Source organism: Nocardia sp. NPDC004068 (genome assembly GCF_042874315.1).
Lineage (GTDB): Bacteria > Actinomycetota > Actinomycetes > Mycobacteriales > Mycobacteriaceae > Nocardia.
The window spans coordinates 399,317-424,816 of sequence record NZ_JBIAMW010000005.1 but is presented as its reverse complement, the minus strand read 5'-3'; the positions used below and the strand labels follow the sequence as shown (position 1 = coordinate 424,816).

Annotated in this window: 29 protein-coding genes; 20 read left to right on the top strand and 9 right to left on the bottom strand. The window is 69.7% G+C overall.

What is annotated here, in order from left to right; genetic code table 11:
* Positions 1-66 precede the first annotated feature (66 nt).
* Positions 67-849, top strand: a complete 783-nt coding sequence (locus ACFYTQ_RS15505) for a VOC family protein (protein WP_387361025.1) — start codon at positions 67-69, stop codon at positions 847-849.
* Between the two features lie 9 nt (positions 850-858).
* Here the strand turns inward: ACFYTQ_RS15505 and ACFYTQ_RS15500 are convergent, their stop codons facing one another.
* From ACFYTQ_RS15500 to ACFYTQ_RS15480, 5 genes are all read right to left on the bottom strand, one after another.
* Positions 859-1,521, bottom strand: coding sequence for an O-methyltransferase (locus ACFYTQ_RS15500; protein ID WP_387361023.1), 663 nt, complete (start codon positions 1,519-1,521; stop codon positions 859-861).
* A 22-nt stretch (positions 1,522-1,543) separates the two neighbouring features.
* On the bottom strand, positions 1,544-3,265 hold the full coding sequence (locus ACFYTQ_RS15495) for an urease subunit alpha (protein ID WP_387361021.1): 1,722 nt from the start codon (positions 3,263-3,265) through the stop codon (positions 1,544-1,546).
* Complete coding sequence (locus tag ACFYTQ_RS15490) at positions 3,265-3,576, bottom strand: urease subunit beta (RefSeq protein ID WP_387361019.1); 312 nt, start codon at positions 3,574-3,576, stop codon at positions 3,265-3,267. The genes ACFYTQ_RS15495 and ACFYTQ_RS15490 overlap by 1 nt, the downstream gene beginning before the upstream one ends.
* A 9-nt stretch (positions 3,577-3,585) precedes the next feature.
* Complete coding sequence (locus tag ACFYTQ_RS15485; RefSeq protein ID WP_387361017.1) at positions 3,586-3,888, bottom strand: urease subunit gamma; 303 nt, start codon at positions 3,886-3,888, stop codon at positions 3,586-3,588.
* 138 nt (positions 3,889-4,026) lie between these two features.
* Positions 4,027-4,428 (bottom strand): PaaI family thioesterase, encoded by a 402-nt coding sequence (locus tag ACFYTQ_RS15480; protein WP_387361319.1) that lies wholly within the window; start codon positions 4,426-4,428, stop codon positions 4,027-4,029.
* A 141-nt stretch (positions 4,429-4,569) separates the two neighbouring features.
* Between ACFYTQ_RS15480 and ACFYTQ_RS15475 the strand changes: the two genes are divergently transcribed.
* Positions 4,570-5,712 carry a hypothetical protein gene (locus ACFYTQ_RS15475; RefSeq protein ID WP_387361015.1) on the top strand — a complete coding sequence of 381 codons (1,143 nt, stop codon included), beginning with the start codon at positions 4,570-4,572 and terminating at the stop codon, positions 5,710-5,712.
* A gap of 118 nt (positions 5,713-5,830) precedes the next feature.
* Here the strand turns inward: ACFYTQ_RS15475 and ACFYTQ_RS15470 are convergent, their stop codons facing one another.
* Positions 5,831-6,538, bottom strand: a complete 708-nt coding sequence (locus tag ACFYTQ_RS15470; RefSeq protein ID WP_387361013.1) for a hypothetical protein — start codon at positions 6,536-6,538, stop codon at positions 5,831-5,833.
* 159 nt (positions 6,539-6,697) lie between these two features.
* Between ACFYTQ_RS15470 and ACFYTQ_RS15465 the strand changes: the two genes are divergently transcribed.
* The 14 genes from ACFYTQ_RS15465 to ACFYTQ_RS15400 all read left to right on the top strand — a co-directional run bounded on the left by ACFYTQ_RS15465 (position 6,698) and on the right by ACFYTQ_RS15400 (position 20,266).
* Entirely contained in the window at positions 6,698-7,117 is a 420-nt protein-coding gene (locus ACFYTQ_RS15465) for a BlaI/MecI/CopY family transcriptional regulator (RefSeq protein ID WP_387361011.1), read from the top strand.
* Between the two features lie 46 nt (positions 7,118-7,163).
* Positions 7,164-8,114, top strand: a complete 951-nt coding sequence (locus ACFYTQ_RS15460; protein WP_387361009.1) for a M56 family metallopeptidase — start codon at positions 7,164-7,166, stop codon at positions 8,112-8,114.
* 11 nt (positions 8,115-8,125) lie between these two features.
* On the top strand, positions 8,126-8,611 hold the full coding sequence (locus ACFYTQ_RS15455; protein ID WP_387361007.1) for a DUF1992 domain-containing protein: 486 nt from the start codon (positions 8,126-8,128) through the stop codon (positions 8,609-8,611).
* A 72-nt stretch (positions 8,612-8,683) separates the two neighbouring features.
* On the top strand, positions 8,684-10,120 hold the full coding sequence (locus ACFYTQ_RS15450; protein WP_387361005.1) for a GuaB1 family IMP dehydrogenase-related protein: 1,437 nt from the start codon (positions 8,684-8,686) through the stop codon (positions 10,118-10,120).
* 219 nt (positions 10,121-10,339) lie between these two features.
* Complete coding sequence (locus ACFYTQ_RS15445; protein WP_387361317.1) at positions 10,340-11,722, top strand: hemolysin family protein; 1,383 nt, start codon at positions 10,340-10,342, stop codon at positions 11,720-11,722.
* A complete protein-coding gene (locus ACFYTQ_RS15440) occupies positions 11,715-12,779 on the top strand; it encodes a hemolysin family protein (protein ID WP_387361003.1) in 1,065 nt (354 codons plus the stop codon). Before ACFYTQ_RS15445 ends, ACFYTQ_RS15440 begins: the two co-directional genes overlap by 8 nt.
* Positions 12,776-13,645, top strand: coding sequence for a 3-methyladenine DNA glycosylase (locus tag ACFYTQ_RS15435; RefSeq protein WP_387361001.1), 870 nt, complete (start codon positions 12,776-12,778; stop codon positions 13,643-13,645). The genes ACFYTQ_RS15440 and ACFYTQ_RS15435 overlap by 4 nt, the downstream gene beginning before the upstream one ends.
* 121 nt (positions 13,646-13,766) lie before the next feature.
* Positions 13,767-15,341 carry an LVIVD repeat-containing protein gene (locus ACFYTQ_RS15430; RefSeq protein WP_387361000.1) on the top strand — a complete coding sequence of 525 codons (1,575 nt, stop codon included), beginning with the start codon at positions 13,767-13,769 and terminating at the stop codon, positions 15,339-15,341.
* Positions 15,341-15,970, top strand: a complete 630-nt coding sequence (locus ACFYTQ_RS15425) for a DUF305 domain-containing protein (RefSeq protein ID WP_387361315.1) — start codon at positions 15,341-15,343, stop codon at positions 15,968-15,970. The genes ACFYTQ_RS15430 and ACFYTQ_RS15425 overlap by 1 nt, the downstream gene beginning before the upstream one ends.
* Before the next feature lie 54 nt (positions 15,971-16,024).
* Positions 16,025-16,792: an SDR family NAD(P)-dependent oxidoreductase gene (locus ACFYTQ_RS15420; RefSeq protein WP_387360998.1), complete on the top strand. Its 768-nt coding sequence runs from the start codon at positions 16,025-16,027 to the stop codon at positions 16,790-16,792.
* Positions 16,789-17,502, top strand: a complete 714-nt coding sequence (locus ACFYTQ_RS15415; RefSeq protein ID WP_387360996.1) for a PaaI family thioesterase — start codon at positions 16,789-16,791, stop codon at positions 17,500-17,502. Before ACFYTQ_RS15420 ends, ACFYTQ_RS15415 begins: the two co-directional genes overlap by 4 nt.
* 31 nt (positions 17,503-17,533) lie before the next feature.
* Entirely contained in the window at positions 17,534-18,208 is a 675-nt protein-coding gene (locus tag ACFYTQ_RS15410) for an HAD family hydrolase (RefSeq protein WP_387360994.1), read from the top strand.
* A gap of 59 nt (positions 18,209-18,267) precedes the next feature.
* Positions 18,268-19,422: a helix-turn-helix domain-containing protein gene (locus ACFYTQ_RS15405; protein ID WP_387360992.1), complete on the top strand. Its 1,155-nt coding sequence runs from the start codon at positions 18,268-18,270 to the stop codon at positions 19,420-19,422.
* A 178-nt stretch (positions 19,423-19,600) separates the two neighbouring features.
* Positions 19,601-20,266: an HAD family hydrolase gene (locus tag ACFYTQ_RS15400; RefSeq protein ID WP_387360990.1), complete on the top strand. Its 666-nt coding sequence runs from the start codon at positions 19,601-19,603 to the stop codon at positions 20,264-20,266.
* On the opposite strand, the gene ACFYTQ_RS15395 is transcribed toward ACFYTQ_RS15400, so the two are convergent.
* A complete protein-coding gene (locus tag ACFYTQ_RS15395) occupies positions 20,252-21,523 on the bottom strand; it encodes a hypothetical protein (RefSeq protein ID WP_387360988.1) in 1,272 nt (423 codons plus the stop codon). The two genes, ACFYTQ_RS15400 and ACFYTQ_RS15395, sit on opposite strands and share 15 nt — an antisense overlap.
* A 62-nt stretch (positions 21,524-21,585) precedes the next feature.
* Here ACFYTQ_RS15395 and ACFYTQ_RS15390 point away from each other — a divergent pair, with 62 nt between their 5' ends.
* The 3 genes from ACFYTQ_RS15390 (at position 21,586) to ACFYTQ_RS15380 (ending at position 23,398) form a co-directional block, all read left to right on the top strand.
* Positions 21,586-22,041, top strand: a complete 456-nt coding sequence (locus tag ACFYTQ_RS15390) for a hypothetical protein (protein ID WP_387360986.1) — start codon at positions 21,586-21,588, stop codon at positions 22,039-22,041.
* An 87-nt stretch (positions 22,042-22,128) separates the two neighbouring features.
* Positions 22,129-22,386, top strand: a complete 258-nt coding sequence (locus ACFYTQ_RS15385; RefSeq protein ID WP_387360984.1) for a hypothetical protein — start codon at positions 22,129-22,131, stop codon at positions 22,384-22,386.
* 127 nt (positions 22,387-22,513) lie between these two features.
* Positions 22,514-23,398: a Scr1 family TA system antitoxin-like transcriptional regulator gene (locus ACFYTQ_RS15380; RefSeq protein ID WP_387360982.1), complete on the top strand. Its 885-nt coding sequence runs from the start codon at positions 22,514-22,516 to the stop codon at positions 23,396-23,398.
* 31 nt (positions 23,399-23,429) lie between these two features.
* Here the strand turns inward: ACFYTQ_RS15380 and ACFYTQ_RS15375 are convergent, their stop codons facing one another.
* Both ACFYTQ_RS15375 and ACFYTQ_RS15370 read right to left on the bottom strand, forming a co-directional pair.
* The gene (locus ACFYTQ_RS15375) at positions 23,430-24,380 is read right to left on the bottom strand and encodes an SDR family NAD(P)-dependent oxidoreductase (RefSeq protein ID WP_387360980.1); all 951 of its coding nucleotides are present in this window, start codon (positions 24,378-24,380) and stop codon (positions 23,430-23,432) included.
* Positions 24,377-24,829, bottom strand: coding sequence for a MerR family transcriptional regulator (locus ACFYTQ_RS15370; protein WP_387360978.1), 453 nt, complete (start codon positions 24,827-24,829; stop codon positions 24,377-24,379). Before ACFYTQ_RS15370 ends, ACFYTQ_RS15375 begins: the two co-directional genes overlap by 4 nt.
* A 98-nt stretch (positions 24,830-24,927) precedes the next feature.
* On the opposite strand from ACFYTQ_RS15370, the gene ACFYTQ_RS15365 reads away from it, so the two are divergent.
* Positions 24,928-25,497, top strand: a complete 570-nt coding sequence (locus tag ACFYTQ_RS15365) for a dihydrofolate reductase family protein (protein WP_387360976.1) — start codon at positions 24,928-24,930, stop codon at positions 25,495-25,497.
* Positions 25,498-25,500 lie beyond the last annotated feature (3 nt).

The window sequence follows — 25,500 nt, the reverse complement described above, 5'->3', positions numbered from 1 at the left end:
GCACCGCGTGCGGCGTCGCATCCTCTGCGCGCACGCACGCCCCGCTGTCCTGAAGGAGATGCCCGGATGTCCCACGCCTTCGCCGTCGGCGCGCCCTGCTGGTTCGACGTCACCGCCCCCGATATCGAGGCGGCCGCCGCGTTCTACGGGGAATTGTTCGGCTGGTCGGCCCGGCTCGCGGATCCCGCGCAGGGTAATTACGCCGTGCTGACCCAGGACGGCGCGCGGGTCGCGGGCATCGCGTGCGCGACCGCACCCGATGGCGGCGTCAAGCCGTCGGCGTGGCTGCCCTACTTCTCGGTCGCCGATCTCGGGCCGACCGTGGCGGCCGCGACGGCCGACGGCGCAACGGTTCTCGCCGAGCGCGTCGAGATCCCCGGCGAGCTGGAGTTCGCGATCCTCGCCGACCCCGCGGGCGCGGCCTACGGCCTGTCGCGTCTGGACGCCCATCCCGGCACCGAGCGCTTCGGCGCGCCGGGCAATCCGGTGTGGGTGCAGTACACCGCGACCGGGGCGCCCGCCGACGCGATGGCCCACTACGCCCGGGTGCTGGGCTGGATCCACCGCGACGCCGCATGGGAGACCTCGGTCGACAAGCCGTATCAGGCCCTGACCACGAGCGCGGGCGGTCGCGAATTCGGCGGCGCGGCGGCCGCGCGGCCCGGCGAACCGGCCCCGGCCTGGGCGGTCACCTTCCACGTCACCGACTGCGACGCCACCGCCGCCCGCGCCGTCGACCTCGGCGGCACGATCGTCCAAGCGCCGCACGACAATCCGGGCCCGTCGCGGCTGGCGGTGCTCGCCGATCCGAACGGGGCGTCGTTCGCGCTCATGGCCTTCGGCGGCTGACCGCCGCGCTCACTCGGTGACCAGCGCGAAGGCGAAACCGTCCCAGCCCTTCGCGCCCACGGTCTGCACCGCGCTCGCGTCCAGGCGCGGTTCGGCGGCGAGCAGTTCGAGTACCTCGCGGCTGGCGGCAGCGGCGGCATCGTCGCTCGCGGTGTCGACGAGCGCGCCGTGCCGCACCACATTGTCGACGACGATCACCGAACCCGGGCGGGTCAGCCGCAGCGCCCAGCGCACGTAGTGCGAGTTGTTGACCTTGTCGGCGTCGATGAACACCAGATCGAACGGTTCGGGTCGCTCGTCGGCGAGCACCGGCAGGGTGTCCAGCGCCGCGCCCACCCGGATCTCCACCCGATCCCCGACGCCCTTGCGGTCCAGGTTCGCCCGCGCGACCTCCGCGTGCCGCGGCGCGAACTCGAGCGTCACCACCCGCCCCTCGGGCCCGACCGCCCGCGCCAGCCACAGCGTGCTGTACCCGCCGAGCGTCCCGATCTCGAGCACCCGCCGGGCCCGGATCGAGCGCGCGAGCAGCGACAGGAACTTCCCCTGCGCGGGCGAGACGTCGATGTGCGGCAGCCCGGCCGCCGAATTCGCTTGGAACACATCGGAATCCGCGTCCCCGATGAGGGTGTCCACCAGATAGTCGTCGACCTCGGTCCATGCGGCATCAGTCATACCGTCGAGTCTGCCACCCCGCTCAGAACAGGAAGTACCGCTGTGCCATCGGCAGTTCGGTCGCGGGTTCCTCGGCCCACACCTCGCCGTCGACGCGGACGGTGAAGGTGTCGGGGTCGACCTCGATGCGGGGCATGGCGTCGTTGAGCGGGAGGTCGGCCTTGCCGCGCTTGCGCACGTTCGCCACGGGCACGAGTCGGCGGTTCACGCGCAGTCGGTCGGCCAGGCCCGCCACCAGGGCGTGCTCGGACACGAAGTGGACCGAGGTGTAGGCGGCCACGAGGGGGGCGGCCCCGAACATCGGGCGCGGCAGCACCGGCTGCGGGGTGGGGATGGAGGCGTTCGCGTCGCCCATCGCGGCCCACGCGATCGCGCCGCCCTTGAGCACCGCGTGCGGGCGGACGCCGAAGAAGGCGGGCTCCCACAACACCAGATCGGCGAGCTTGCCCACCTCGACCGAGCCGACCTCGTGGTCGAGCCCGTGGGTGACGGCCGGGCAGATGGTGTACTTCGCGACGTAGCGCCGCACCCGGTTGTTGTCGGCCGGGCCGTCGCCGGGCAGCGCACCCCGGCGGCGTTTCATCACGTGCGCGGTCTGCCAGGTCCGCATGATCACCTCGCCGATGCGGCCCATCGCCTGCGAGTCCGAGCCGATCATGGAGATCGCGCCCAGATCGTGCAGCAGATCCTCGGCCGCGATCGTCGAGGGCCGGATGCGGCTCTCGGCGAAGGCCAGATCCTCCGGGATCGCGGGGTTGAGGTGATGGCACACCATGAGCATGTCCAGATGCTCGTCCAGGGTGTTGACCGTGTGCGGCCGGGTCGGATTCGTCGAGGAGGGCAGCACGTTCGGGTGCGCGGCGACGGTGATGATGTCGGGTGCGTGCCCGCCGCCCGCGCCCTCGGTGTGATACGAGTGGATGGCCCGCCCGCCGATCGCGGCGAGGGTGTCCTCGACGAAGCCGGCCTCGTTGAGGGTGTCCGAGTGCAACGCCACCTGCACCCCGGACGCGTCGGCGACGGTGAGGCAGGCGTCGATGGCGGCGGGGGTGGTGCCCCAGTCCTCGTGCAGCTTGAATCCGCCCGCGCCGCCGCGCAACTGCTCCCACAGCGCCTCGGACCGCACGGTGTTGCCCTTGCCCAGCAGCAGGATGTTCACCGGCCAGCCGTCGGTGGCCTCGAGCATCCGGCCCAGATGCCACGCGCCCGGGGTGACGGTGGTGGCCTTACTGCCCTCGGCGGGTCCGGTGCCGCCGCCGATCATGGTCGTGATGCCCCCGGCGAGCGCCTCGTCGAGCAGCTGCGGGCAGATGAAGTGCACATGGGTGTCGATGCCGCCCGCGGTGACGATGCGCCCGTTGCCGGAGATGATCTCCGTCGACGGGCCCACCACCAGATCCGGGTGCACGCCGTCCATGATGTCCGGATTACCGGCCTTGCCGATGGCGACGATGCGCCCGTCGCGAATCCCGATGTCCGCCTTGATGATTCCCCAGTGATCGATGATCACCGCGCCGGTGATGACGGTGTCCGGGGTGCCCTCGGCGCGGGTGGCGCGGGCCTGGCCCATGGATTCGCGCAGCACCTTGCCGCCGCCGAAGACCGCCTCGTCGCCCGCCAGACCCGGTCCGCCGCTGCGGTCCTCGGTGATCTCGACGATCAGATCGGTGTCGGCCAGGCGGATGCGGTCCCCGGCGGTGGGGCCGAACAGCTCGGCGTAGCGGGCGCGGGAGAGTTCGGCCATCAGGCGTCCAGCTTTCCGGGAGGGTCGAGGGAGATGCCGTGCACCTCGCGGGCGCCGCGCAGCGGGACCAGCGAAACCCGTTGTCCCAGACCGGGTTCGAAGCGCACCGCGGTGCCCGCGGGGATGTCGAGGCGGCGGCCGTGGGCGGCGGCGCGGTCGAACCGCAGCGCCGCGTTGGCCTGCGGGAAGTGCACGTGGCTGCCGACCTGCACGGGCCGGTCGCCGGTGTTGACCACGTCCAGTTCGAGGCGGTCGGCGCCGGGGTTGATCTCGATCGGGTCGTCGCCGCAGAGGTACTCACCGGGAATCATGGTCGCGCCCTAGCCGATCGGATGGTGGACGGTGACGAGTTTGGTGCCGTCCGGGAAGGTCGCCTCCACCTGGACGTCGGGAATCATCTCCGGCACGCCGTCCATGACGTCGGCGCGAGTGAGCACCGTGCGCCCCGAGGCCATGAGCTCGGCGACGGTGCGGCCGTCGCGCGCGCCCTCGAGCACGTGATCGGTGATGAGCGCGATCGCCTCGGGGTGATTGAGCTTGAGCCCGCGGGCCCGCCGCCGTCGCGCGAGTTCGGCCGCGTAGCTGAGCATCAGCCGTTCCTGTTCGTGCGGCGACAGTCGCATCCACGCTCCTCACGCTCTCGCAATGGTGTGCGCGACATTCTGGCACGCGCGCACCGGCGGGGCGCGACGAGCGCGCTCAGGGGGCACTCGTGCCGCTCGGCCCGCGGCGAGATTCCGCGACCGCGTTCCGCTTTCCACTCAGCCCGCGGCGAGATTCTGCAACCGCACCTGCCCGCGGGCCACGACGCGATCCTGCTCGTCGGTGATCACCACCTGCCACAGCTGCTGGGAGCGGCCGCGGTGCACGGGTTCGGCGACGCCGCGCAGCACGCCCTCGCGGACCGCGCGCAGGAAGTCGGTGTTGTTGTTGACCCCGACGACGGTGCCGCGCTCGCCGTACCAGGCGCCCGCGCCGACGCTGGCGAGCGTCTCCACCACCGTGCAGTACACCCCGCCGTTGACGATCCCGGCGGGCTGATGCTGCTGCGGCGAGACCGCCCACTGCGCCGCCACCCGGTCCGGGCCGAGCTCGGTGAACTTCAATCCGATGAGGTCGGTGAAGGTGCCCTCGGAGAGACGGGTCATGAGCTCGGGCGTCATATCCGCCAGCGAGCGGACCTCGGGCCGATCGTGCGCTGTCATGACAAGACAGTCGCACAGCAGGTCGCGGCGGCCCTGCCCGGGTGTCCTCCGGTAGCGAAACGCGCTGCGCCCGGGACGGATTCGGCCCAGAATGTCGGCATGGCCGTACCCCTCCCCGACGACCGCCACGCCCTGCGAGTGCCGCCCGACGACGCCGAGGTCGAGTGGACCACCCGCGGGATCATCGCCGCGGTCACCGGACCCGGCGGTCTCACGCAGCTGCAACGGTTGCTGATCGCCGCGGTCATCCGCTCGCTCACCGGCCGCGAACTCGACGTGCCCGCCCTCGAGGCCGATCTCGCCCGCGCGCCCCTCACGCCCGAGGCGTTCGCCCACGGCCTGGCCCGCCGCGATCTCGCCTACCGCGGCCGGACGGTGCAGATCATGGTGCTCGCGCAGTTGGTGCTCGACCCGCCCGTGCCCGAGGTGGCCCGGCAGGTGGCCCGGTTCGCGGCCGAGCTGTCGGTGCACGACGACCTCGAGGCGGTGCTGGCCGAACAGGTCGAGACGGGTCGGCGCCTGGTCGGCATGGATTTCGACCGCAACGGCTACCTGCGCGATTTCGATCCGGCGACCGCCCCGCACCTGCACGTGTCGAGCGCGCTGAACGAACCGTGGTCCCCGGTGGAGAACGATCCCGCCCTCGCGGCGCGCTGGGAGTCGTTGGGCGCGTTGCCCTCCGGCACCCTCGGTCGCGGCGTGCACGACTTCTATCGGGCGCGCGGGTTCGCCTTCCCGGGCGCGCCCGGGTCCGCGCCGCCGCTGCTGGCCCAGCACGACTGGGTGCACGTGCTCGCCGACTACGGCACGCGGGTGGAGTCGGAGATCGAGGTGTTCGCCTTCATCGCGCGCGCCAACGACGACCTGCCCGCGTTCTCGTTGCTGGCCATGGTGATCGGGCTGTTCGAGACCGGACAGCTGGCCACGGGTGCGGGCCTGTTCCAGGCCGACCGCGGCCACCTGTCGCAGCCGGGCATGACCGTGCGCATGGCCGACGCGCTGCGGCGCGGGGCGTTGTGCCGGGGCAGTATCGACTTCCTCGCGCTGGACTGGTTCGCGCTGGCCGATCGGCCGGTGGACGTGGTGCGCGGCGAGGTCGAGTTGCCGCCCAAGGACGCCACGGCCGTGCGCGCGGGCAGTGTCGGGCCGTGGGATCGCGGCGGCATCAGCCCGTTCCAGGCGAACGCCGGGCGGCAGCTGGCGGCGGCGCAGGGCCGGGAGTACCGGGGGCCGGAGGTGTGAGAGACGATGCGGCGGGCCCCACCACGAAGGTGGAACCCGCCGCGGCACAGGATCGGGAGTCGACCGCAGCCCTCGGGACTCGACACGATCCGAACGCCGAGATCAGTTTAGGGCAGCCTTACCTGACAAAGCAAGGGCGACGGACCGGCATGCCGAGGTCGTGCATCGCCGCCAGCAACGCCCGCCCCCGCTCCGCGCCCGCGACGGTCGAGGTGCCCGCCAGCTCCGGCACATAGGTCGCCGCCCCGGTCACGGCCTCGGCGACCAATTGCCAGAACCGTCGCGCGCTCAGCGCCGCGCAGCGGGACACGCTGTGCCGCACCAGGCTCAGCGCGGCCGCGCAGCGATGCGCCAGCCACACCGCCATCGCGCGCTCGCAGGGCAGCACGACCACGCCCGGCTGCCCGGCGAGCCGATCGCCCGCCACCACGCGAATCGTGGTGTCCGACAGGCCCGCCCAGTCGATGCCACCGTCGTTGTCGGTGTGCACCCACAGATTCTCGAGCCCCGGATCCCAGGCGCGCCCTTGCGAAACCCACAGCGCCGCAACGCGTCCCACGATCGCGTGGATCAACGCGGTCGCCACCACCTCGGCGGCGATGCCGGCGCTGGTCATCTCCGCGGCGTGGCGGCGGTACATGACCTCCACGCGGCCCTCGCGCGCGCCCTCGGCCACCCGCCACCAGCGGCGGCGTCCCTGCTCGGCCATAACGGCCACGGCGTAGACCCGCGGATGCCCCGGTTGCAGCGCGCGCAGGGTCGCGCTCACCCCGTCGAAGGCCGCCTCGGCGCGGCGGGCCGGGCAGGCGGTCATCGGTTCGGCCATCGAACCTCCTCGTCGATCGGTGATGCTGCGGATATGCGAACTTAGGTAAGCCTTACCACATCGCGCGGGCGCGCCGGTATGAAAAATCCCACACAGCTACCGGCCGGTTACGACATCCAGTAGTACGCATATGTGTCGTTGCCTCCGTAAGCTGGTGGGATGGCAGGTCTTGGTGAACTCGAGAAAGCGGTCATGGACCAGTTGTGGTCGGCCGACGAACCCCAGACGGTCCGGCAGGTCCACGAGGCCCTCGCGGCACGTCGCGAGCTCGCGTACACCACGGTCATGACCGTGCTGCAACGACTGGCGAAGAAGAATCTGGTCGTGCAGCAGCGCGACGACCGCGCGCACCGCTACGCCCCCGTGCACAGCCGCGACGAACTCGTCGCCAGCCTGATGGTCGACGCGCTGCAACAGGCCGACGAGGTCGGCAGCCGCCGGGCCGCGCTCGTGCACTTCGTCGAACAGGTCGGCAAGGACGAGGCTGCCGCGTTGCGCGAGGCACTCGCTAAGCTCGAAGACGCCGAGGCCGCACGCGCCGCGTCCGACGACGACAAGGGAGTCGCACCGCCGCAGTAGCGCGCGGACTCGGGCGCCCCTGGCCCCACAACGCAGTGAGCTGAGCATGAACGCAACCGCGCCGGTATTCGCCGGTCTCGCTTTGCTTCTCGCGGGACCGGTACCGTCTCTGCTCGCTCGCGCCACCTGGCCCTATCGCACCCCCCGCGCGGCGCTCGTGCTGTGGCAGGCCGTGGCGCTGGCCGCGGTGCTGAGCGCGTTCGGCTCCGGACTCGCGATCGCGAGCCAGCTGCTGGTCCCCGGACCCGACGGCCGGCCCACCACCTCCCCGACCCGGGAGATCGACGCGCTGGGCCTGCCGCTGTGGCTGGCGTACGTGATCGTGTTCGCCCTCACCCTGCTGGTCGGCGGCCGGTTGATCTACGCCTCGATTCGCGTCGGCGTGCACACCCGCCGCCGCCGCGCCCGGCACCGGATGCTGGTGGACCTGCTCGATCAGGGCGGTGAGTACCGCGACACCGACCCCAAGGGCGCCGACATCCGGGTGCTCGCCGCGACCGAGCCGATCGCCTACTGCCTGCCCGGCCTGCGGCGTCGAGTCGTGTTGAGCCAGGGCACCTTCGCGAATCTGTCGGACGCGGAACTGACCGCGATCGTGAGCCACGAGCGTTCGCATCTGCGCGCCCGCCACGATCTGGTGCTCGAGGCGTTCACCGCCGCGCACGAGGCGTTCCCGCGGTTCGTGCGCAGCAAGTCGGCGCTGGATTCGGTGAAACTGCTCATCGAACTGCTCGCCGACGACTCCGCGGTGAAGGTCACCGGCCCCACCCCGCTGGCCCGCGCCCTGGTGGCCTGCTCGAATTCGACCGCGCCGCAAGGGGCCATGGCCGTCGGCGGGCCCACCACCCTGATCCGCATCCAACGACTCGCCGGACCGCTCGGCGATCTGCGCGTCGCCGGGGCGGCCTACGCGGCCGCCGCCGCCATCCTGGTGGTGCCGACCCTCGCGGTGGCGATCCCGTGGCTGGTGGAGTTGGGCCGGCTGTTCGGCGCGTGAGGGGGAATGGCATGACCGAACGCAAACCGCCCGGCGTCAGCCACGAATGGTGGCTCGAACGCCAGATCCGCGAGGCCACCGAACGCGGCGACTTCGACGACCTGCCCGGCAAGGGCAAACCCCTGCCCGGCGCGGGCCAGCCCTACGACGAGAACTGGTGGCTGACGAACTACCTGCGGCGCGAGAACGTCGGCGGCGACGGCCTGCTCCCGCCCTCGCTGATCCTGCGCCGCGACCTCGAACGCCTGCCCGCGACCGTCGCCCGGATGAACTCCGCGGCCCGCGTGCGCGAATACGCGACCGAACTCAACGACCGCATCACCGCGTGGCTGCGGATGCCGCACGGACCGTACGTGCACGTGGAGCCGGTGGACGTGGACGAGGTGGTCCGCCGCTGGCGCGAAACCCGCGCCAAGCCCGCTCCGCCCGCGAAACCCGTTGCCGCCGAGGCCGATTCGCCGCGCCGCCGGTGGCGACGGCCGCGCCGCGAACCGTGAGCGGGACAAGTGCTTCCGACCGGAAGGGCGCGGCGGCGAACCGCGCGAAACCCATCCCGTAGACTTGCCGAAGTGCATTTTCTTCCGGGCCATACGCCGCCGTACGACCTGACCTACGACGACATCTTCCTGGTCCCGAACCAGACCGATGTGGCGTCGCGTTTCGACGTCGACCTGTCGACCACCGACGGGTCGGGCACGACCATCCCGATCGTCGTGGCGAATATGACGGCGGTCGCGGGCAAGCGGATGGCCGAGACGGTCGCGCGGCGCGGCGGTCTCGTGGTGCTGCCGCAGGATCTGCCGATGAGCGCGGTCTCGACCACGATCTCCTACGTCAAGAGCCGCTCGCTCACCGCCGAGACGCCCGTGACGCTGGGTCCGGACCATTCGGTCTCCGAGGCGCTGGCGCTGGTCCACAAGCGCGCCCACCGCGCGGTCGTGGTGATCCAGGACGGCAAACCCGTCGGTGTCGTCACCGAGGAGTCCTGCGCCGACGTCGACCGCTTCGCCCGCCTGCACACCGTCGCGGCCACCGACTTCCGCACCGCGCCCGCCGACACGTCCCCGCGCGAGCTGTTCGACATCCTCGAATCCCAGCATCACGGGCTGGTCGTGCTGACCGAGGCGGACGGCACCCTGGCCGGGGTGATGACCCGCAAGGGCGCGGTCCGCGCGGGCATCTACGCCCCCGCCGTCGACGCCCGGGGCAAGCTGCGGGTCGCGGCCGCCGTCGGCGTCAACGGCGACATCCCGGCCAAGGCCAAGGCGCTGGTCGACGCGGGCGCCGACGTGCTGGTCGTCGACACCGCGCACGGCCATCAGCGCAAGATGCTCGAGGCGCTGCGCTCGGTGGCCGACCTGAAACTGGGTGTGCCGCTGGTCGCGGGCAATGTCGTCTCCGCGCAGGGCACCCGCGATCTGGCGGCGGCCGGGGCCGACATCGTCAAGGTCGGGGTGGGTCCGGGCGCGATGTGCACCACCCGCATGATGACCGGCGTGGGCCGCCCCCAGTTCTCCGCCGTCGCCGAATGTGCCACGGCCGCAAGGGAACTCGGCGTCCACATCTGGGCCGACGGCGGCGTGCGGCATCCCCGCGACGTGGCCCTGGCCCTCGCGGCGGGCGCGTCCAACGTGATGATCGGCTCCTGGTTCGCGGGCACCTACGAATCCCCCGGCGACCTGCGCGTCGACCGCGACGGCAACGCCTACAAGGAGAGCTTCGGCATGGCGTCCAAGCGCGCGGTCGCCGCCCGCACCGCCTCCGACAGCGCCTTCGACCGCGCCCGCAAGGCCCTGTTCGAGGAGGGCATCTCCACCTCGCGGATGCGCCTGGACCCCGAACGGCCCGGCGTGGAGGACCTGATCGACCACATCTGCTCCGGCGTGCGCAGCGCGTGCACCTACGCGGGCGCGCGGACCGTGGCCGAACTGCACGAGAAGGCCGTGCTGGGCGTGCAGTCGGCGGCCGGGTTCGCGGAGGGACGGCCGCTGCCTTCGGGCTGGTAGTGCGCTCGCCCACGCCCGCCACGACCCACGCGGATGCGTGCGGCGTGCGGCGAACTCGGTAACATACAGTGGCACGTACCTCACGGCCATTTGCGAAAGGAACCAGTTGTCACCCGCGTCCCAGGGCGCCGCTCAGGAGGGCTCCTCTACCGAGCCGGGTGACAAACCCGGCGCCCCTGACCCCGCACCACCGCTCACCTCGCCGAGGTGGTGCTGACGATGTCGGTCGTGCTCACCGTGCTCAGCCTCGTGGGCTTCGTCGCGCTCACCGCGGGCACCGCGTTGTTCGTCGCCGCCGAATTCTCCCTCACCGCCCTGGAACGCAGCACCGTCGAGGCGCACGCCCGCGACGGTGACCTGCGCGCCCGCCAGGTCCGCCAGGCGCACCGCACGCTGTCGTTCCAGCTGTCCGGCGCGCAGCTCGGCATCACCATCACCACGCTGGTCACCGGCTACATCGCCGAACCCGTGCTGGCCCGGCTGATCACCCCGCTGTGCACCGCGCTCGGCGCGAGTGAGGGCACCGCACAAGGCATTTCGCTCGCGGTGGCGCTGATCCTGGCGACCTCGCTGTCGATGACCTACGGCGAACTGGTCCCCAAGAACATCGCCATCTCCGCGCCGCTGACCACCGCGCGCTGGACCGCCCCGCCGATGATCGTGTTCTCCGCGATCTTCTCGTGGCTGATCCGTTTCCTCAACGGCAGCGCCAACTGGGTGGTCCGCCGCCTGGGCATCGAACCGGCCGAGGAACTGCGCTCGGCCCGCTCCCCGCAGGAACTCGGCTCGCTGGTGCGCACGTCGGCCCAGCGCGGCGTGCTCGATCAGCGCACCGCGCTCGTGGTGGACCGCTCGCTGGAATTCGGCGACCGCAGCGCGGAGGAGCTCATGACCCCCCGCGTCAAGATCGAGACCCTCGACCAGGACGACACCATCGCCGACCTCATCGACGCCGCGAGCCGCACCGGCTTCTCCCGCTTCCCCGTCATCGACGGCGACCTGGACAACACCCTGGGCGTCGTGCACATCAAACAGGCGTTCGGCCATCCCGACGCCCGCCGCGACCGGGTGAGCCTGCGCTCGATCGCGCATCAGGTGCCGATCGTGCCCGCCAGCCTCGACGGCGACAGCGTGCTCGAACGCGTCCGCGCCGACGGTATGCAGGTCGCGCTCGTCGTCGACGAGTACGGCGGCACCGCGGGCCTGGTCACCATGGAGGACATCATCGAGGAGATCCTCGGCGACGTCCGCGACGAGCACGACGAGGAGGAGCTCGACGTCCGCCGCACCGCCGCGGGCTGGAACTGCTCGGGCCTGCTGCGCATCGACGAGGTCGCCCGCACCACCGGATACGACGCCCCCGAGGGCGAATACGAGACCCTCGGCGGCCTGGTGCTGACCCGCCTGGGCCGCATCCCGGTCGCCGGGGACGAGGTGCTGCTGCCGGATCCCGGGACGGGCACGAACTATTCGAACCATCCGCAGACCACCGGCGGCTGGCTGGCCCGCGTCGAACGGATGGACGGCCGCCGCATCGACCGCGTGCTGCTGCGCCCGGTCGACGCGGAATCGTTGCGGCACTGGGAGTTCGGCCATGGGTGATCTGCTCGGTATCGTGCTCGCGCTGGCGCTGCTCGGCGGCAACGCCTTCTTCGTCGGCGCGGAGTTCGCGCTCATCACCGCCCGCCGAGACCGCCTGGAAGCCCTTGCGGCGCAAGGCAAACGGGGCGCGGACACGGTCATCCGCGCGGGCGAGCACCTGTCGATGATGCTGGCCGCCGCGCAGTTGGGCGTGACGATCTGCTCGCTGCTGCTGGGCCGCATCGGCGAACCGGCGCTGGCGCATCTGCTGGAGCGCCCGTTCGATCTGCTCGGCGTGCCCGACGAGCTGCTACACCCGATCGCGTTCGCGCTGGCGCTCGCGCTGGTGGTGATGCTGCACATGCTGCTGGGCGAGATGATCCCGAAGAACATCGCCCTCGCGGGCCCCGAACGCGTTGCGCTGCTGCTGGTTCCGGTGCTGCTGCTGTTCCTGCGCCTGGCGCGCCCGCTGATCACCCTCTACAACATGGCCGCGAATCTCACCCTGCGCGCGTTGCGGATCGAGCCCAAGGACGAACTCGACGCCACGGTGTCCTCGGTGGAGCTGGCCGAGATGATCGGCGAATCCCGCTCCGAGGGCCTGCTCGACGAGGAGGAGCACCGCCGCCTCACCCAGGCGCTGGGCACCACCGATCGCGTCGTCGCCGACGTGATGGTGCCCCTGGCCACCACGCGCTGCGTGCCGTTGCGCGGCGACGGCACCACGCTCGGCGACATCGAGACCGCGGTCGCCGAGACCGGGTTCTCCCGCTATCCCGTCCGCGCCTCCGACGGGTCGCTGGTCGGCTACCTGCACGTCAAGGATGTGCTCGACAAGGTCGCCGACGCGAGCGCGGGCCCGGCCACCCCGATCCCGCGCAGCGATATCCGCCCGCTGCCCACGGTCGGCACCGCCACCACCCTCTACGAGGCGCTGGCCCGATTGCGCCGCACCAGCAGCCATCTCGGCCGCGTGGTCGACACCCGCGGCAACACCGTGGGCATCGTCGCGCTCGAGGATCTGGTCGAGGAGTTCGTGGGCACCGTCCGCGACGCGACGCACCGGATCGCGGAATGACGACCGCCGCCACTCGCCTGCTGCCCGAACACCGCTGGCGGGCGCGGGCGGCGGCGCATCGGCAGCGCGTCGCCGATCTGGCCGGGCCGTATCTGCGGCGGCGCGCGGACGGGGCGACGCATCCGGTGTTCGATTTCCTGTTCACCTACTACGGCCACAAACCGGCCCAGCTGCGCCGCTGGCATCCCGGCTACGGCGTCGCCCTCGACAACGCCGCGGAGTACGACGGAGCGCGCGGCTACCACCGCATCGGCGAGCGCGCCTGGACCGCGGATCCGGCGTTCCTGGCCCGCCGCCGCGACACCGTCGCCTACATCGCGGACCTGTTGCGCGCCACGGCATCCCGGCCCACCCACCTGGCCTGTTTCGGGCTGCACGAATGGGCGATGGTGTACCGCACCGACGATGTCCGCCACCAGCAGGTCCCGCTGCGGCTCGGGCACTCCGGCACCGACGCGGTGGTGGAGTCGATGCCGTTGCGCTGCACCCATTTCGACGCGTTCCGCTTCTTCACCCCCGAGGCCGTCCCCCGCAACGCCGAACCCCTCACCCGCGACGATCAGCTCCACCGCGAACAGCCGGGTTGCCTGCACGCGAACATGGATTTGTACAAGTGGGCGTTCAAGCTCGTCCCCTTGATCGATTCCGGCCTGCTGCTGGACTGCTTCGAACTCGCCTGCGCCGCCCGCGAACTCGACATGCGGGCCAGCCCGTACGATCTGACCGCCTTCGGCTACTCCCCCGTCCCCATCGAGACACCCGCCGGACGTGCCGAATACGTGCGCGGACAGGCGCGGCTGGCGGATCGGGCGACCCCGCTGCGCACCCGGTTGCGGACCGCCGCCGAGGAATTGCTCGCCGCCTGAACCCACTCCGCGTACCGGCGGTTTTCGAAAACCCCTCTGTGGAGGGTGGGCATGGGTTACCGTTCCGACGTATCGGCGTAACCGCCGGTACGCAACCGGTTCGACAGTTGGGGGTGCCGCAATGGTGCGGTTCAACGGAATTCGGCGGTCCAGACCGCTCGCGGTGCTCGCGGTCGCGCTGCTGGCCTCGGCCGCGCTGCCGCTCGGCGCGTCGGCGGATCTGGGCTCCGACATCAACGATCAGGTGCGGCAGTTCCTCGACATCGGGCAGGTGTCGCTGCCGCGCGCCGACTGCGGGCCGGGCTCGATGCCGGAGAGCGGGATGCAGGGCGATGTGCCCGCGGCCGACCGCGACACCGGTCGCAGCACCCGCGGCTACCGCTGCAACATGTCGTTCGTCGGCGGCTTCACCGGGCACGGCGGCGGCATCACCTCCACCACCTACGACCACTGCTCCTACACGGGGTCGTTCTTCCCGGGCAACCTGCTCAACCCGGCGCAGGGCGTGCAGGTGCTCGACGTGTCCGATCCCGCGCATCCGGTGCTGACCGGATCGCTCACCGAACCGGCCATGCTCGCCGGGACGTGGGAGAGCCTGAAGGTCAACGCCGAGCGAAAGCTGTTGGTGGGCACCGGGGTTCCGGTCGGCACCGGCGTCGGCTTCCTGTCGGTCTACGACATCTCCGACTGCGCGCACCCGCGCCTGCTCAATCCCGGCCCCGGCACCAATCTCGCGATGCCGCTGCCGATCACCACCCACGAGGGCGGCTTCTCCCCCGACGGGCGCACCTACTGGGCCTCCGGCATCGCCCCCGGGTTCGTCAGCGCGGTCGATCTCACCGATCCCGCCAACCCGCACGTCGTCTGGCAGGGCCTCACCGGCATCGAGGCGCACGGCTTCGGCATCAGCCCCGACGGCAACCGGATGTATCTGTCGGCGCTGGGCGGATTCACCGTGCTCGACATCTCCGCGGTGCAGCGGCGCGACCCCAACCCGCAGGTCAACCACATCGGCCGGGTGTTCTGGACCGACGGCTGGGCCACCCAGCACAGCATTCCGGTGACCTACGACGGCAAGCCGTACCTGTTCACCGTCGACGAGGGCGGCTCCGGCGGGGTGAAACTCATCGACGTCTCCGACGAGAACAATCCGCGCGTCGCGGCCAAACTCAAGCTCGAGATCGACCTGCCCGCCAATCTCGACAGCCAATTGGCCTCGGCCATGGGCGGTTCGGTGTTCTCCTACGATCCGCACTACTGCGCGGCCGACCGCCCCACCGATCCGACGGCGCTGGCGTGCGGCTGGGAGTCCTCGGGCATCCGCGTATTCGACGTGCGCGACCCGTTCCACGTCCGCGAGATCGCCTACTACAACCCGCCCGCGCGCACCGGCCAGAACCTGGATCTCTGGAACTCCCCGCACGCGCTGGGGTCGCTGATCGGGCCGCCGGTCATGCAGGGCTTCTCGATGGCGCGGGCGATCCTCAACGGGCAGTTCGATCCGGCGCAGGCGTTCTCGCCGCGCACCGGCATGCTCGCCTTCGGCGACGTGTCCACCGACTGGTGTTTCGCGCCGCCGGAATGGCACGGCAACCAGCTGTGGACCACCTGCAACGACAACGGTTTCATGGTGCTGAGCCTCGACAACGACGTGTATTCGGCTCCGCCGGACCAGCGTTCGATCGTGGGGTCGTGATGCGCGTCCTCGCCTACCTGTGCGGGGCGCTCATCCTGCTCGTGATCGGCGCGGCCCTGCGCCCGCTGGTGCTGCCCGAGCACACCCCCGCGCCCCGCGTGCTCAGCGATGTCGAAATCGGCTTCGCCCAGGACATGACCGCCCACCACCAGCAGGCGATCCTCATGGTGTCGCGGCTCGATCGCGGCGTCGATCCGATGGTGCTGCGGCTGGCCGAGCAGATCGACCAGTCCCAGCGCACCGAGATCGGCACCCTGCTCGGGTGGCTGCGGCTGGCCAACGCCTCACCGACGGCGACCGTGCCGATGGCCTGGATGCACGACACGGACGCCGTTGCGGCGCATCATCATTCGCAGGCGGCCGCCGCCCCGGCGACCATGCCCGGCATGGCCACGATGGCCGAACTCGACCGGCTGTCGGCCGCGCGCGGCGTGGACGCGGAGATCCTGTTCCTGCAATTGATGTACCGCCATCATCAGGGCGGGGTCACCATGGCCCGCGCGGCGGATCAGGAGTTGACCTCGGGCGCGGTGAAGGAGGCCGCGCGCGGGATGGTCACCGATCAGAGCCAGGAGCTGGGCCTGATGGCGTTGATGCTGAATCAGCGTGGCGCGCAACCCCTCTCGTAGGAGCGAGAGTCTCAGCACTTCTGTCTCATCGACTCATTCGGTAGCGTCGGCGCAATGAGCCTTGCAGGACGTATCGCGCTGGTGACCGGCGGCGGACGAGGAATCGGGCGCGCCATCGCCCTCGCCCTGGCCGAGGACGGGGCCGATGTCGCGGTGAACTACCGCGCCGACGACGCGGCGGCCGCCGAAACCGTCACCGCCATCGAGGCATTGGGCCGCCGCGCTCTCGCGGTGCGGGCGTCGGTGGATTCGCTCGCCGACGACGAGGCCATGGTGGCCCGGGTGACCGAGGAACTCGGCCCGATCGACATCCTGGTCAACAACGCCGGAATCGCCAGCCGCGGCCGCTTCGTCGCCGACACCGACCCCGCCGAACTCCTGCGCGTCCTCGGCACCCACGCCATCGGCGCCCACCACGTCACCCGCCTGGTCCTGCCCGGTATGCGCACCCGCCCGCGCGGCGACGTGATCATGATCTCCAGCATCGCCACCGCCGACCACCTCCCCGGCGGCGCCCCCTACGCCATGGGCAAGGCCGCCCTCGAGGCCCTGGCCCACACCCTGGCGAAAGAGGAACGCCCCCACGGGATTCGGGTGAACATCGTCGCACCCAGCCTGGTCGACACCGAGATGGGCCGCCGCCTGGCCCGCGCGGTCACCGGCCAAGACGACATCCACCGCCTCGACGCGACCTCCCCCTTCGGCCGGGTCTGCCGACCCGACGACGTCGCGAACGTGGTGCGCTTCCTGGTCTCCGACCGCGGCGAGTACCTCAGCGGCCAGCGGATCTACGTCGACGGCGGCGGACGGAGCCTGGGATGACCACGACGATCACCATTCCCGGCTACGCGCACGGCTATCCCGGGGTGGCGTTCGGCGGTTACGTCGCCGGACTGCTCGCGGAGCGGACCTCCGGCTCATCCGTGCGCGTGGACTTCCGCCGCGCCGTCCCGGTGGACACCCCGGTCCTGCTGGCCGAAACCGCTTCCGGCTGTTCCCTACTCGACACCGACGGCAACCTCCTCGCCGAGGCCGGACCCGACACGGACGCGGCCCTCTCGATCCCCCCGCCGCCCACCCTCGCCGAAGCCAAGGCCGCGAGCGCCACCTCCGCCACCGCCGACCGCGCGGTCGCCGACTGCTACGGCTGCGGCACCACCAACACCCCCGGCCGCGGCCTCCGCCTCCACCCCTGGGGCCTCCGCGCCCGCAACCAGGTCATCGCCGCCTGGATCCCCGACCCCGAACTCGCCGCCCCCACCGGTACCCTCACCTCCCCCAACGTCTGGTCCGCCCTCGACTGCCCCGGCGGGTGGGTGGCCATCCTCGCCTCCGGCATGCGGCCGGGCGGTCTCACGGCGGCCATGCGGGTCACGGTGCATCAGCCTGTCAGCGCGGGGGAGGAACATCTCGTCCACGCCTGGCCGATCTCGGTGGATGGGCGCAAATACACTGTGGGGGTGGCTGTTTCGACGGCCGACGGCATGCCGTGTGCGACGGCGGAGGCGTTGTGGATCGAGCCGCGGGGCTGAGACCTTGCCGTCCCTTCAGTACCGTGGACGCATGATTTCGGCCGTGGTGTTCGACGTCGGTGAGACACTCGTGGACGAGACACGCGAGTACGGAACCTGGGCGGATTGGCTCGGAGTGCCGCGACACACGTTCTCGGCAGTCTTCGGCGCGATCATCGCCACCGGCTTGGACTACCGGGAGGCGTTCCAGGTGTTCCGCCCCGGTTTCGATCTGGATCGCGAACGGCAGGCGCGGGTGGACGCCGGGCAGCCGGAGACCTACGGGGAGGACGATCTGTACCCGGACGCGCGGCCCGCGCTGGCGAAGCTGCGAAGCCTCGGGGTCTGGGTCGGCATTGTCGGCAATCAGACCGTGCGCTCGGGACGCATCCTCCGAAGTCTGGAATTGCCAACCGATTTCATCGCGACCTCCGACGATTGGGGTGTGGCGAAACCCGCACCGGAGTTCTTCACCAAGATCGTGGAGGTGGCTCCCTGCCCGGCGCACGAGATCGTCTACGTCGGGGATCGGATTGACAACGATGTCAGTCCGGCGAAACAAGCGGGGATGCGCACGGCCTACATCCAGCGGGGGCCTTGGGGATGGATCCTCCGCGACAAGCCGGAGGTCGCCGAGCGGTCGGACTGGGTTATCCATGAACTCACCGAGTTGGCGGAAATCGTTGCGCGGGAGAACAACTCGTCACCATCCGACGCCGCCGAGTGATGACACCCCGCACGTCACGACGTGGACGGGCCGGGCATCCGGAGTCGTAACCTGAACATATGGACCTCGGGGAGCGGCTCCAATCCGTCCGAAGACGGCGAGGACTGACTCGGCGCGAACTCGCGGAGTCCTCGGGAGTCGCGCCGTCGCTGATCCGCGAGATCGAACGAGGCGAACGCGAGGACATCGGCCTGACGACCCTGCGCCGCTTCGCCATCGCACTCGGATGCCCCCTGACCACGCTGCTCAGCCCGAATCCCGCACCGCCCGACACGAACGACGGCAGTACCCTCTGGGCACCCGCCCGCGCGGCGCTGCAATCGCTCCCCGACACGCCCGCATCGGCCCCGACCCCCGGCCTCGAGGCGGCCCTGTCGGACGCCACCAGGCTGTACCACGACAACGAGTACGAACGATTGGCCCGCGTGCTCCCCCTTCTGATCGAAGAGGCCGCGTCGGCCGCACCGCTTCTGCGTTCGCGCACACTGCAACTCGCGGGTTCGGTGATGGTTCAGACCCGCCAACCCGCCCCCGCCCGCCGCGCACTGCACCGAGCCCTCGCCGACGCGGAATCCACCGGCGATACCCTCGACGCCGCCTCGACGGTCGTCACGCTGTGCTGGCTCCTGATCGTGGAACGCCGATTCGACACGGTCCGCACCCTCGCCACCCACTGGGCCGACCGCATCGAGCCCCGCCTCTCGACCGCGACCACCCGCGAGATCTCCACCTGGGGCTGGCTCCTGCTCCGCGGGTCCGCCGCCGCGGCCCGCGACAACCGCCCCGACGAGGCCGAGGACATGATGCGCCTCGCCACCACAGCCGCGGCCGCGCTCCGCCCGGAACCCATTCCCTACCACCACTATTGGACGACATTCGACCCCGCCACCGTCGCCATGAAACGCGTCGAGAATCTCGTCGTCGACAATCGGCCCGACCTGGCCCTGCGCCTCGCCCGCGACATCCCCGCCGACCCCCGCCCGACCTCCGACAACCGAAACCGGCACCGAATCGATATCGCGGCCGCCCATCTCGAATTGGGCGACCCGGAGGCGGCATTCGACGTCCTGACCTCCCTCGCCCGCGACGCCCGACCATGGCTGGCCGAACAGCGTTCGGCACGAGACCTCCTCGGCCGGATCATCGCCGAGCGCCGCACGCTCACACCGGACATGCGGCAACTGGCCGACACCCTGCGGCTCGACTTCCGATAACGTATCCGCCACTCACACCGGAATATCGAGCGCGACGGCCAATTAGACGGTAGGCCCGACCGGTCTCCGTCTCGTGGAAGCTACGCCGAGCACACGAGGTAACGGATGCGAGATTCAGCTTGTTGGCGTGCTCAACCGCGGAGCACGGCACGGAGTACGCGTTCAGTACTGTGAAGCCATGATTTCGGCTGTTGTGTTCGACGTCGGCGAGACGCTTGTGGACGAGACACGCGAGTACGGAACCTGGGCCGACTGGCTGGGAGTGCCACGGCATACGTTCTCGGCGGTCTTCGGCGCGATCATCGCGACCGGACTGGACTACCGGGAGGCGTTCCATGTATTCCGCCCCGGCTTCGATCTGGATCGCGAACGGCAAGCTCGAGTGGTCGCCGGACAGCCGGAAACCTACGGAGAGGACGACCTGTACCCGGACGCACGACCCGCCCTGGCGAAACTCCAGAGCCTCGGCGTCTGGGTCGGCATCGTCGGCAACCAGACCGTGCGCTCAGGACGCATCCTCCGAAGCCTGGAATTGCCAACCGATTTCATCGCGACCTCCGACGATTGGGGCGTGGCTAAACCGGCGCCAGAGTTCTTCACCAAGATCGTGGAGATAGCTCCCTGCCCGGCACACGAGATCGTCTACGTCGGGGATCGGATAGACAACGATGTCAGTCCGGCGAAACAAGCCGGGATGCGCACGGCCTACATCCAGCGAGGGCCTTGGGGATGGATCCTCCGCGACAAGCCAGAGGTCGCCGAGCGGTCCGACTGGGTGATCCACGAGCTCACCGAACTGCCGGAAATCGTTGCGCGGGAGAATAATCCGTCAGCCGAGCAGTGATTTGATCGTGGTGTGCCAGTCGTACAAGCGGTCGTCGAGCGATCGCACCGCGGGCACCGAGTCCCACTCGCGTAGCGACTGGCGCACCGCTTTCACGCGGTCCATGCCGGTGGCGTACCAGTGCTGGGCCAGCAAGTCCAGGGCTTCGTCCAGCCGCTCACACGCCTTCTCGGGGTCGCGTTCGAGTACCGCCGCTGCCGCGAGATCGGCGAGATAGACCGAGCGCTGCTTGATCGCGTCTTCCGGCAGACCTGCCAGTGCACGTTCGAGCGCCTCGCGGGCTTCACGGCCCCGCCCGGCTACCAGCAACGTATTTCCCTTGAATCCGGCCAGCCGTGTAGGGGAAAACCAATCGAGCCATGCCGGAGAAGGATCGGTCTCCGGGTCGTGAGCGTCGTAGACGTCTTCAGCGTGGTGTATCAGACTCAGAGCCCGACGTGTGTCGCCGAAGCGGGTTTCGACCTCGGCCTCCACCGCGTCGAGCCACGCGAGCATCTCTCCACTGGCGCGCCCGCGGCGGGCGAAGGCCCGGGCCGCACGCATGCGATCGCGTGCCTCCTCCGCTCTGGTCTCGTCCCCGGAGAAGGCCGGCGCGAAAGCCATGTGCGCCAATGCCGCAGCGCCCAATAGGGCATCGTCTGCTTCACCAGCCGATTGCAGGGCTAGTACCAGACTCGGCTGTGCCAGTTCAGGCTTTTGCAGATCGAAGAACTCCAGGCGTCCCGCAAGCAAGCTGGACTCCGAGACCGCCCGCGCCAGAAGCGGTTTGACGGAGGGCTCGATTCGGGTCAGCAGCTCCGACCCCAGGGCGGCGTGTTCAGCGACAGCACGATGCAGCCAGGTCGGCGCCACCGTCCAATACATGCGCCGATGAGAAACCGTGATCGACATGACGTCGGTAGCCACCGACGCGGGCACGGTGCCTGCGAGCGCTCCGAGATATCTTGGAGGCCAAGGCCTTCCGGAGTCCACGGCTCCTGGACTGCTGACGAACTGGGTGTCGGGCTCCGACCATGGCGGGGTGAATCCGAGGGCGGCAATCGGTCTCTTGAACAGCGCCTCGATCGCCTTCGCGTGTTCGGGATGCGGCCAGGGCGGGTCGGCCGATTCCCACCGCCGAACTGTCCGACTGTTGATTGATACGCGTAGGCCGATGTCGCGCGCCGTTTCGTTCAAAGCATCGGCCAGTGCGGACTGGGACCGATAGCCGAGCGCCTGGCGAGCGGCGCGTAGCGCGGCGTTTCCCGACTGCGTCATGGCCCCAGTTTACCTTCGGTCCAGTCTGATTTGTCCTTGCCTCCTCGTGAAATGTCCCACGCATGTCCTCTTCTTTGGCCTTCTTTTGGCGTTTCCGATCGGCGATGCTTCTGGTGCTGGGCATCTGCCGCACCGACGGGGGCGGAGCCGATCAGTCCAAAGCATCAGGGAGGGCACTAGTGGAAGATTCGCAACGAGAGCACACGGCTGTCGGATTGGTGTGTCTGCCACAGCCGACCGACACCGCTGCCCCTGAGGAGGCACTGCGGGCGCTTGCTCGTCAGCACAACCTGGAGCTGGCGGATACCGTGATCTACTCACCCGGAGAGGGAGGCTGGATCTTCCGTCTGCTCGCGATGGTGCACATGCATCGCGCCTACGCGGTGGTGGCGCTCGACAGTAACCACGTCAGCGGAATGACGCGGGCGGTGACAGGGGCCGCGGCCCTGATCACCCCGACCGAAACGGTCCCCTTCGTGGGCTATGCGACTCCCGGCGTACGTGCGGGAGACGACTGACGTCATGACGGATGCCGAAGACGGCCCGTCGGACTCGGATTACACGAGGCGCTTTGGGACGCAAGCGCTTTCGGCGTCTCGGCGGCGATGACCATGGAGCACCACACCGAGTGCGATGGTTTCCGGGTCAGGTGGCGACGTGACCACCAACGGCAACAGATCACGGTGCTGGCCATCGATCGACTCGAGGACGGGCCGGAAATAGTCGCCGTGCTCGGATCCGGCGACCCGCCTGATTTGGTGGAAGCGCGCGAACGCTGGCCTCAGCTGTCGCGGCTGTGGGATGCGGTGCGCCATGACTTTTGGACCCGCGGCCCGGCGGTCCCGACCGAGCACGAATTCTAGAGGAATCGACCCGAATGAACGGTCTCCGGTCAGTCTTCGGGTAATTGCTCGTCTCGAACGAGCGTGGTCGCAATCAGCAGTTCTCGACGCGTTGTTACGACAATCCAAGATAGCGAGGGAAAAGATCATGGTCGCAGAGGGTTCGACGCTTGCCCGACGGGCGCTCGGTCGGCAACTCGAGGCGTTGCGGAAACGGGCGGGCATCAGCCAGTTTCAGGCTGCCCGGGTACTGGGAATATCACCGCAGACGATGGGGCGGCTGGAGGATGGGCTGTCGGCTCCCTCGGCACGCGATCTGTATATGAACGCGTTGTGCGACCACTACGGGGTCTCCGATGGGATGCGGCGTACGATATTGGCTCTCGCGCATGACGTTCGGGCCGCCGTCAGGCACGGGGGCGGGTGGTGGCGGCCGCACATGGACCGCAGGAACGACGCCTTCGACCCCTATTCAGCGGTCGAAGACGCCGTCAAGAGGTTGACCGCATGGTCGGTCGTTCTGCTCCCGAAGATCGCGCAGACGCCCGACTACTGCCGCGCGGTCGCGTGGACCGCGCACCCCAACGCGCCCACCGAGCAGATCGAGGCGAGCGTGGAACGTTCACTGAAACAACGTGAGCGGCTGAATGATTCGAACTTCGATGCCGAAATCTTCCTTTCCGAGGCGGCGGTTCGCGAGGAATGGGGCGGGCCGAGCGTCATGGCGGAGCAGCGCCGCCATCTCGCCGAACTCACCCAACGCCCCAACGTCTCGATCCGCCTCGTTCCCTTCAACACCCGCAATCACATCGGAGCCTTGGTCGGCCCCTTCTCGCTGCTGGAGTTCCCGCTCCTCCCCCACTCGAAGTTCGTCGAACCGCCACTCGTCTACATCGAGGAATACGTCGGGAATCTCTACCTCGAGCGTTCCGAGGAGGTCGGGCGCTACAAAGCCGCGTTGACCGAACTCCGCCGGGTCGCGTTGAGCGAAAGCGATTCCGCCGCACGGATTCTGGCGGTATCGGACGAATAGTGGGGTGAATTCCGCTGCGGTCCAGCGAAATTCATTTGTTCATCTGTTCCGAAATCTCCCACAGACGGCGGGCGTTGTCCGGGTCCAAGGCGTAGGCGGCGACCCCGGCGGCATCGATTCCGGCGGCCGTCGGATCGTCGGGATCGGCTTCTCGGCAGTTCTCGAAGTAGCGGCCGACCATTCCGGCTAGTTCGGGTGCGGTCGCGACGTAGACGCTGGTGGCCGCGCCTTGGGCGAGGGATTTGAAGGTGTAGCGGCCCGAGTTGCGGAACTGGTCCACGGTGGCCTGGTCGTAGTGGCGCACGAGGTTGGAGTCGAGGATGGCCCCGGGGTGCACGGCATTGGCCTCGATGCCGTCCTCGGCCCAGCGGCGTGCGGCCTCGACGGCGAAGAGCACATTGGCGGTCTTGGATTGCGCATAGGCCAGGGCGGGATCGTAAGCGCGCGTTCGGAAGTCGACGTCGTCGAAGTCCACGTTCGAGTTCAGGTGTGCGCGTGAGCTGACCGACACCACGCGGGCGCCGTCGGCCGCCCGCAATGCGGGCAGGAGAGCGGTGGCGAGTCGGAAGTGTCCGAGGTGGTTGGTGGCGAATTGCAGCTCGTGGCCTTCGGGGCTGCGCCGCAGTTCGGGGATGGCCATCACACCCGCGTTGTCGATGAGGATGTGCAGCGGTCTGCCGATGCTGGCGGCCGCGAGCGAGTCGATCGACGCGCGGTCGAGGAGGTCGAGGTGGGCGATGTGAACCTCGTCGTTGCCGGTGCTCGCGCGGATGTCGTCCGCGACGGCGGCGGCAGCGGTGAGATCCCTTGCGGCGAGGATGGTTTCGGCGCCCGCGGCGGCCAGCGCGCGGGCGGTTTCGACGCCGATACCGCTCGCCGCGCCCGTGATCAACGCTCGGCGCCCGGTGAGGTCGACGCCCTCGACGACCTCGGCGGCGGTCGAATGCCAGTCGAATCGGGACGATGCGGATGTGGTGGTCATGTGGTCGTCTCCTTCGGGTTGACGCGGTCGATCAGGGGCCGGATCAGCGCGGCGATCTCGGTGGCCTCATCGAGATCGCCCCGCTCGCGGGCGGCCCAGTACCGGACCTTGAGTTCGAGGTAGCGGCGACGCAGCTCGAGCGTGTCGATCTCCTCGGCCAGGCGCTGCGCGTGGGCCTCGAACAGGGCTCGCTGTTCGCCCGCGGCATCGTCGCCGCGCTGCCGACCGGTGAGGTAGCGGCGCATGTCCGCGACCGACATGCCGACCGCGCGGAGATTGCCGAGCGTGTCGAGAGTGTCGATATCGTCCTCGCTGTAGCGGCGATGACCGCTGGAGAGGTCACGCTCAACGGGACGAACGAGCCCGATCCGTTCCCAGTACCGCAGCGTGCTCTCCGGCAGGCCCGTCAGGGCGGATGCCTGCGCGATCGTCCACTGTCGCTCGGTCACGCTCCGAGTATCGAAGCCCTGAACCGCTTCAAGTCAATGAATTTCCCGACTCCGTCTCGTCTGTTCCGGTAAGGAGAATTCGAGAGCGAGGAGTGCGGATGCGGGATCTCGTGGTCACCGAGAACATCACCCTGGACGGGGTGATCGACGCGTCGGCGGGGTGGTTCACCGTCACGGCCGAGGAGGACACCTCGGATGTGCTCGCCGAGACCATGCGGCACACCGAGCGGTGCGACGCCGTGGTGTTCGGGCGGGTCACCTTCGAGGAGATGCGCGGCTACTGGCCGCGGCAGATCGACGACGAGACCGGCATCACCGCCGAACTGAACGCGATGCGCAAGTACGTCGTCTCCCGGAGTCTGGATGACCCGGGGTGGGAGAACAGCGTCGTGTTGCGCGGGCCGCTGGCCGAGGAGATCAACGCGCTGAAAGCCTTGCCGGGCAAGGACATTGTCACCACCGGCAGCATTCGGCTCGTGCACTCGCTCATCGCCGAGAATCTCGTGGACGAGTATCGGCTGTTCGTCTACCCGGTGGTTCTCGGCGAGGGCGCGCGGCTGTTCACGACCGGGCTGCCCCGGCTGCGGCTCGTCGAGACCAAGCGGTTCCGGTCCGGCGTGGTCCTGCTGCGCTACCGCACCGATCGAGACGAATCGGGACGACCCTGAGGT

Excerpts from the sequence above, each read along its gene's own strand:
- ACFYTQ_RS15505 (WP_387361025.1), top strand. The coding sequence starts at position 67 with ATGTCCCACGCCTTCGCCGTCGGCGCGCCCTGCTGGTTCGACGTCACC.
- ACFYTQ_RS15500 (WP_387361023.1), bottom strand. The coding sequence starts at position 1,521 with ATGACTGATGCCGCATGGACCGAGGTCGACGACTATCTGGTGGACACC.
- ACFYTQ_RS15495 (WP_387361021.1), bottom strand. The coding sequence starts at position 3,265 with ATGGCCGAACTCTCCCGCGCCCGCTACGCCGAGCTGTTCGGCCCCACC.
- ACFYTQ_RS15490 (WP_387361019.1), bottom strand. The coding sequence starts at position 3,576 with ATGATTCCCGGTGAGTACCTCTGCGGCGACGACCCGATCGAGATCAAC.
- ACFYTQ_RS15485 (WP_387361017.1), bottom strand. The coding sequence starts at position 3,888 with ATGCGACTGTCGCCGCACGAACAGGAACGGCTGATGCTCAGCTACGCG.
- ACFYTQ_RS15480 (WP_387361319.1), bottom strand. The coding sequence starts at position 4,428 with ATGACGCCCGAGCTCATGACCCGTCTCTCCGAGGGCACCTTCACCGAC.
- ACFYTQ_RS15475 (WP_387361015.1), top strand. The coding sequence starts at position 4,570 with ATGGCCGTACCCCTCCCCGACGACCGCCACGCCCTGCGAGTGCCGCCC.
- ACFYTQ_RS15470 (WP_387361013.1), bottom strand. The coding sequence starts at position 6,538 with ATGGCCGAACCGATGACCGCCTGCCCGGCCCGCCGCGCCGAGGCGGCC.
- ACFYTQ_RS15465 (WP_387361011.1), top strand. The coding sequence starts at position 6,698 with ATGGCAGGTCTTGGTGAACTCGAGAAAGCGGTCATGGACCAGTTGTGG.
- ACFYTQ_RS15460 (WP_387361009.1), top strand. The coding sequence starts at position 7,164 with ATGAACGCAACCGCGCCGGTATTCGCCGGTCTCGCTTTGCTTCTCGCG.
- ACFYTQ_RS15455 (WP_387361007.1), top strand. The coding sequence starts at position 8,126 with ATGACCGAACGCAAACCGCCCGGCGTCAGCCACGAATGGTGGCTCGAA.
- ACFYTQ_RS15445 (WP_387361317.1), top strand. The coding sequence starts at position 10,340 with ATGTCGGTCGTGCTCACCGTGCTCAGCCTCGTGGGCTTCGTCGCGCTC.
- ACFYTQ_RS15440 (WP_387361003.1), top strand. The coding sequence starts at position 11,715 with ATGGGTGATCTGCTCGGTATCGTGCTCGCGCTGGCGCTGCTCGGCGGC.
- ACFYTQ_RS15435 (WP_387361001.1), top strand. The coding sequence starts at position 12,776 with ATGACGACCGCCGCCACTCGCCTGCTGCCCGAACACCGCTGGCGGGCG.
- ACFYTQ_RS15430 (WP_387361000.1), top strand. The coding sequence starts at position 13,767 with ATGGTGCGGTTCAACGGAATTCGGCGGTCCAGACCGCTCGCGGTGCTC.
- ACFYTQ_RS15425 (WP_387361315.1), top strand. The coding sequence starts at position 15,341 with ATGCGCGTCCTCGCCTACCTGTGCGGGGCGCTCATCCTGCTCGTGATC.
- ACFYTQ_RS15420 (WP_387360998.1), top strand. The coding sequence starts at position 16,025 with ATGAGCCTTGCAGGACGTATCGCGCTGGTGACCGGCGGCGGACGAGGA.
- ACFYTQ_RS15415 (WP_387360996.1), top strand. The coding sequence starts at position 16,789 with ATGACCACGACGATCACCATTCCCGGCTACGCGCACGGCTATCCCGGG.
- ACFYTQ_RS15410 (WP_387360994.1), top strand. The coding sequence starts at position 17,534 with ATGATTTCGGCCGTGGTGTTCGACGTCGGTGAGACACTCGTGGACGAG.
- ACFYTQ_RS15405 (WP_387360992.1), top strand. The coding sequence starts at position 18,268 with ATGGACCTCGGGGAGCGGCTCCAATCCGTCCGAAGACGGCGAGGACTG.
- ACFYTQ_RS15400 (WP_387360990.1), top strand. The coding sequence starts at position 19,601 with ATGATTTCGGCTGTTGTGTTCGACGTCGGCGAGACGCTTGTGGACGAG.
- ACFYTQ_RS15395 (WP_387360988.1), bottom strand. The coding sequence starts at position 21,523 with ATGACGCAGTCGGGAAACGCCGCGCTACGCGCCGCTCGCCAGGCGCTC.
- ACFYTQ_RS15390 (WP_387360986.1), top strand. The coding sequence starts at position 21,586 with ATGTCCTCTTCTTTGGCCTTCTTTTGGCGTTTCCGATCGGCGATGCTT.
- ACFYTQ_RS15385 (WP_387360984.1), top strand. The coding sequence starts at position 22,129 with ATGACCATGGAGCACCACACCGAGTGCGATGGTTTCCGGGTCAGGTGG.
- ACFYTQ_RS15380 (WP_387360982.1), top strand. The coding sequence starts at position 22,514 with ATGGTCGCAGAGGGTTCGACGCTTGCCCGACGGGCGCTCGGTCGGCAA.
- ACFYTQ_RS15375 (WP_387360980.1), bottom strand. The coding sequence starts at position 24,380 with ATGACCACCACATCCGCATCGTCCCGATTCGACTGGCATTCGACCGCC.
- ACFYTQ_RS15365 (WP_387360976.1), top strand. The coding sequence starts at position 24,928 with ATGCGGGATCTCGTGGTCACCGAGAACATCACCCTGGACGGGGTGATC.